We start from the raw sequence: 5,513 nt of genomic DNA on the forward strand, positions 1-5,513 counted from the left end.
CGCTCCAGCTCCTCTGGTACGAATACAAGGAGACCAATCCGGACGGGTATCAGTACAGCCAGTTCTGCCACCTCTATCGGCAATGGAGAAACAAGCTCGATGTCACGCTCCGACTTCCTCGCTCGGGAGTGCCGCAATCCTCCGGATCAGGGTGTCGGAATGCTCCGGAATGACATGCCGTTTTCACCGGAATAGGCAATATAGCTCCATCATAGAAAGGCTAGGGCTCCCACAATCCAGCCTCCTTTGCCTGTACCTGCCACTTGGACCTTGACGCCAAATTCGTATCTCTTATGTGCCTTGCCCTTGCTGATACACTCCACATGGAGTTCGTGCACTTTCTTTCAATGTACTTTCTCACCCTTCCAAGCCATCTCCTTAGCTTCCTTGTATCTCTGCAGCCTTCTTCAACTGCCCGGCTCTGGCATACCTGCCCTGCATGATGGCAGTTCTTAGGAAAGACGACTGTAGCTCTGGCACAGATACCACAATCTTTACCCATGGAAACCAGCCTTGATCTTGTACGATTATAGAGCTTTGCATCAGTTGGATACCTGATAAACTTTTCCTGAACCGTCGTGTCTATATTCACTCCCTTCAGCCGGTTCTTCTTTATGACCTTTAGCCCTTGATTCTCTTTCTCCACTTGCTCATACTGGTCAGCAAGCCCTACTATTGGATGGCCCTCATGAATTATCCTTTCCAGCTTAATTTTAAACAAATACCCTTACTTATTCTTGCTCGGGGATAGTTCCCGGTTCATGACAAAATCTGCAAAAAATGCACTCCTTCCTATGATTTTCTTGCAGATATTCTAAGACACCCTACTATGTTTTTAGATAAAAAAACAATTATTTTCATATGTTAAATGGTTTTTCAAGAATAACCAAATCGTGTAGGGCGGGGTCAAAACCCCGCCCTACTATAGCTCAACAATTCCTTATTTTTTCCTGGACTTCTTCCTCAGGCCCGCCAACCCCACCAGTCCGGACCCCAGCAACAGCATCGTAGCCGGTTCAGGAACCGGTGCATTGGGCTCATGAATGGGTACACGCATTCATGAGCCCATCCATGGGCAAAAAAATATTACAAGATAGGCGCTTTTCCGGCAGGAAAAATCGGCGGTCTTCATTAAAAAGCCTTCAACAGGTTACCCTGCTGAAGGCCTTGCAGAAATACTGTAAATTATGCTGGTGCCGAAGGCGGGACTTGAACCCGCACGGGCGGTCGCCCACTACCCCCTCAAGATAGCGTGTCTACCAGGTTCCACCACTTCGGCACATTAAAGACTATTTGCCGTTTCCCGGGGCTTGGCCCTGGGTTTGCTGTGTTACGGGCGCCTGGGGCTGGCTGACTCCCTTCATGATGGAAGAGGTGGTCCCCCTGCTGAAGAGAAAGGCCAGCATCAGGGAGGTCAACATGAAGACCACTGCAGCAGCAGCCGTGAGCTTGCTCAAAAAGGAGGTCGCCCCGGCACTGCCGAATACAGTCTGGCTGGACCCGCCGAAGGCCGCTCCCATGTCAGCGCCCTTTCCCCGTTGAAGCAGGACGATCAGGATCAGGGCAATGCATACCACGATATGGACAAGAATGATTATGAGCTTCATCTATGATCAACCGTTTTTGTCACAGGGCCTTTTCCTGCCCTCAGAGTAAGATCAATAAAGGAGTCCTCCGGGATCGAGACCTTTGAAAAACGTCCTCTTTTGCCCGATCTTCCGCCTTCGCTATGGCTACGGCGTGACAAGCTGCGTCAGGGTCAAAATTTAAAGGTCCCAACCCATGAAAAGGAGAAGGGGGTTCTTCCAACGATCGGGAACAATGAATTATAACAAGAAAAACGGCATTTGCAATAAAAAAGACGAATTTTCAATCTTCTCCGAACCGGACAATGGAGAGGAATGACTCCGCATCCAGGCTGGCCCCTCCCACAAGGGCTCCATCGATATCTGGCTGCGCCATGAGGGCCTTGATGTTGTCCGGCTTAACGCTCCCTCCGTATAAAATCCTCACGGAATTGGCTGCTTCCCTTCCGAAATTCACCCCGAGCCACTCCCGGATGAACCCATGGACTTCCTGGGCCTGGTCCGGGGATGCGGTCCTGCCCGTGCCAATGGCCCAGACCGGTTCATAGGCCAAAACGAAGGTTGAAGGAATCTCCCCGTCCTCCCTAAAACGCTTCAGGGATCCCTCCAGTTGGGTTCGGATGACCTCCGAGGTCCTCCCGGCCTCTCTTTCTCCAAGGGTTTCGCCGATGCAGACAATAGGTACGAGCCCTGCCTTGACCGCGGAACCCGCCTTTTTATCGACCATTTCGTCCGTTTCCCCGAAAAGCGTCCTCCGCTCCGAATGGCCGAGAATCACGTGGGTGCAACCCGATTCCAGGAGCATACCCGGGGACACCTCCCCCGTGAAGGCCCCCTTGGGTTCCCAATGCATGTTCTGGGCACCGAGGAAGACCTCCGAATCTCCGACGGCTTTCCTCACGACCCACAGATTCGTAAAGGAAGGGGCCACAAGGATATCCACGTCCGGGGTTTCCGAGGCACCCTTCGCTACATCTGCGGCCAGGCGCGACGCTTCCTCGAGACCGAGGTGCATTTTCCAATTCCCCGCGATCATCGGCCTTCTGCCGTTCATGGCTTTTCCTCCCCGTTCTCTCTTCGGCAAGGATCTGGCCGCGCCCTTGCCCCGGCGCTTCCTCGCCGATTTCTTTCGTGCCGTTCGGCGGCTTACTCGGAAAGACGCTTTTCCAGAGCAGCCGCGGCTAGCTCCGGGCCATGTGTACGGCCAGATCCACCATGCGGTTGGCGTACCCGAACTCGTTGTCGTACCAAGCCAGGACCTTTATCAAGTCCCCGATGGCCATTGTGGAAAGTGCATCTACGGTGGAAGAGACGGTGGTGCCGTTAAAGTCCACGGAAACCAGGGGCTCCTCGCAAAAGGCCAAGATCCCCTTGAGATCGCCCTCGGCCGCCTCCTTCAGGGCACCGTTTACTTCCTCCACCGGGGCCGCCTTCCCGAGCTGGACCACGAGATCCACGATTGAAACATTAGGAGTGGGGACCCGGATGGCCATTCCGCTCAATTTTCCTGCCAGCTGGGGCAACACGAGTGAAACGGCCTTGGCCGCCCCGGTAGTGGTAGGTATCATGGACAGGGCCGCGGCTCGTGCCCTTCGGAGGTCTTTGTGGGGGAAATCCAGGATCCTCTGATCCCCGGTATAGGAATGGGTTGTGGTCATCAAGCCTTTCTCGATCCCGAAACTATCGAGTAAAACCTTGCAGACAGGAGCAAGGCAATTGGTCGTGCAAGAGGCATTGGATACGATGTGGTGTTTCTCGGGATCGTATGCCTCGTGGTTGACCCCCATGACGATGGTGATATCGGGATCACTTGCAGGCGCCGAAATGATGACCTTCCTGGCCCCGGCGGACAGGTGGACCGATGCCTTCTCCCGGCTCCGGAAACGGCCCGTACACTCCATCACGATTTCCACTCCCACCTCATGCCAGGGGATCTTGGAGGGGTCTTGTTCAGAAAAAATCCTGATCTCCCTGCCGTCGACCTTAAGGGAATCATTCGTGCTCTCGACCTGGGCGTCCAGAATACCCTGTACGGAATCGTATTTCAGCAAATGCGCCAATGTCGCGGCATCCGTAAGATCGTTGACGGCCACGAAATCGACGTTAGGATTTCCCAATCCCGCCCGTAAAACCATCCTGCCGATCCGGCCAAATCCATTAATCGCGACTTTAACGGCCATGTTTTCTACCTCCTGTAACCCATCGGAAAAATGAAATGGCCCTGTTTAAAAAGGGCCGCCCATTAGTTGAATTTCCTATGGCTCATAGACTTCCCCTGGAGCTTCAGAGTCATGGAAACGGCGTCTTCATGGGTATCCCTGTAATAACAAGGTCTTACACCCACTTCTTCGAACCCCATCTTTCGGTAGAGCTCCCTGGCCGGTCCGTTTGACTCCCTTACCTCCAGCCAGACTTGGTCCACGCCCCAGTCGGTGCCCGTGCTTATCACCTCTTCGAGAAGTCTGCGACCGTATCCCCTACGTCTCTTGTCAGGCCGCACCGCAATGTGAAGGACCTCAATGAAGGCGTCGTGAATCCAAAAACAGACATAACCCGCCAACAGATGATCTTCTTCCAACACCCACAGATGTGACACAGGATTCAGGAGTTCCTGATGGAAGGCTTCCCGGCTCCATGGGGTCACGAAGGATGCCTTTTCGATCTCTAAAATACCTTGGAGATAGTGCCCGGAGTTTTCTCTTGTAACCCTTACAAGAGAGATCATGCGGACTCCAGCAGCTTCCCGGCGAGGGAGATCCCGTTCTTGCCAGCCTCCTGGGCCTTTTCAGCCAATTCTTTGAGCTTCAGGTTTTTCCGGTGTTGCACGATGGCGATGAGCATGGGGAGGTTCACGCCGGTGAGGACCTCGACGCGCTCTTCCTGGAGAAAGGAGAGGCTCAGATTGGAAGGAGTTCCACCGAACATATCCGTCAGGATCAGCACCCCTTCGCCTTTATCGAGGGAGGAAATCTTCCCCCCTATGGCCCTTCGCATCTCCTCGCTACCGGTTGTTGCGGTTATTGGCAAGGAATCCGCTGCTTCAATGCTCCCCACAATGAATTCCGCGGCGCTGAGCAACTCTCTCCCTAGGTCACAGTGGGTGACGATGAGCAAACCGATCATGGCAAAAAGGCGCCTCCCCTCTCCCTTTTCGGGTCAAAGGTTCAAAACTCCTCGTCGTTTTGAATAATCGCCCTGTAAATTTCCTCCTTGGTGTCCGCCTCCAGCAACGTCTTTCGAAAAGCGCTGTTTTTCAGAATCTTGGCAATCCTGGCAAGCGCCTTCAAGTGCACACTGGCGGAATTCTCCGGGGCCACCAGAAGAAAAAAGAGATGTGCCGGTTCGCCGTCCATGCATTCGAAATCGAGGCCCTTGCGGCTCCTGCCGAAGGATACGATCGGCCGCTTGAGACCGGAGTACTTTCCATGGGGAATGGCCACACCGTCACCGATGCCCGTACTGCCCAGACGTTCCCGCTCCAGCAGGACCTTTACGAGGGATCCCTTGTCCACGCTGGGTTCCAGGTGAACAACAGTCTCGGCCAGCTCCTCCAAGACTCCTCTCTTGTCCGTGGCCTTCAATTCGGGGAGAATGCCCTCTTCAACTAGTATCTCTGATAGTTTCATACTACTTCAATACCATCGGCCGGGAATCGACCGCCACCCTAACTAGTACCCATCCATAAATGGCCAATTTTCGCAATCTTCCGCTTCCGTCACAGTTATGGCGTGATAAAAACCCGGAACCCACTGCGGAGCAATGGTACTCACCACTCCACGCATGAGAAAAATCGGAAACCTGGTTAATGCCCAGAATAAATAAATCTATTGATGGGCACTAACTGGATGGCTCGATCAATCCTAAATTGCCGTTCTTTCTCCGGTAAATTACGTTGATTTCCTGGGATCTGGAGTTCCTGAAGACCAT

The 5,513-nt window shown here is 53.5% G+C and carries 9 protein-coding genes and 1 tRNA gene; all 10 read right to left on the reverse strand.

Annotated features, from left to right (window positions below):
• Window positions 1–220 precede the first annotated feature (220 nt).
• The gene (locus JRF57_15960; GenBank protein ID MBW2305193.1) at window positions 221–721 is read right to left on the reverse strand and encodes a hypothetical protein; all 501 of its coding nucleotides are present in this window, start codon (window positions 719–721) and stop codon (window positions 221–223) included.
• Between the two features lie 219 nt (window positions 722–940).
• Complete coding sequence (locus JRF57_15965; GenBank protein MBW2305194.1) at window positions 941–1,057, reverse strand: PEP-CTERM sorting domain-containing protein; 117 nt, start codon at window positions 1,055–1,057, stop codon at window positions 941–943.
• A gap of 134 nt (window positions 1,058–1,191) precedes the next feature.
• Window positions 1,192–1,279: transfer RNA gene (locus JRF57_15970), tRNA-Leu, on the reverse strand.
• Between the two features lie 10 nt (window positions 1,280–1,289).
• Entirely contained in the window at window positions 1,290–1,607 is a 318-nt protein-coding gene (gene secG / locus JRF57_15975) for a preprotein translocase subunit SecG (GenBank protein MBW2305195.1), read from the reverse strand.
• Between the two features lie 262 nt (window positions 1,608–1,869).
• Window positions 1,870–2,640: a triose-phosphate isomerase gene (locus JRF57_15980; protein ID MBW2305196.1), complete on the reverse strand. Its 771-nt coding sequence runs from the start codon at window positions 2,638–2,640 to the stop codon at window positions 1,870–1,872.
• Between the two features lie 127 nt (window positions 2,641–2,767).
• Entirely contained in the window at window positions 2,768–3,766 is a 999-nt protein-coding gene (gene gap, locus JRF57_15985) for a type I glyceraldehyde-3-phosphate dehydrogenase (GenBank protein MBW2305197.1), read from the reverse strand.
• Window positions 3,767–3,828: 62 nt separating this feature from the next.
• Complete coding sequence (rimI, locus tag JRF57_15990) at window positions 3,829–4,311, reverse strand: ribosomal protein S18-alanine N-acetyltransferase (protein MBW2305198.1); 483 nt, start codon at window positions 4,309–4,311, stop codon at window positions 3,829–3,831.
• Window positions 4,308–4,709, reverse strand: coding sequence for a PTS sugar transporter subunit IIA (locus JRF57_15995; GenBank protein MBW2305199.1), 402 nt, complete (start codon window positions 4,707–4,709; stop codon window positions 4,308–4,310). The genes rimI and JRF57_15995 overlap by 4 nt, the downstream gene beginning before the upstream one ends.
• A 41-nt stretch (window positions 4,710–4,750) precedes the next feature.
• Entirely contained in the window at window positions 4,751–5,212 is a 462-nt protein-coding gene (locus JRF57_16000; protein MBW2305200.1) for a PTS sugar transporter subunit IIA, read from the reverse strand.
• Between the two features lie 211 nt (window positions 5,213–5,423).
• On the reverse strand, window positions 5,424–5,513 hold a 90-nt coding region (locus JRF57_16005; GenBank protein MBW2305201.1), incomplete at its 5' end, for a sigma 54 modulation/S30EA ribosomal C-terminal domain-containing protein.

It is taken from the genome of Deltaproteobacteria bacterium (genome assembly GCA_019310525.1).
GTDB lineage: Bacteria > Desulfobacterota > DSM-4660 > Desulfatiglandales > HGW-15 > JAFDEE01.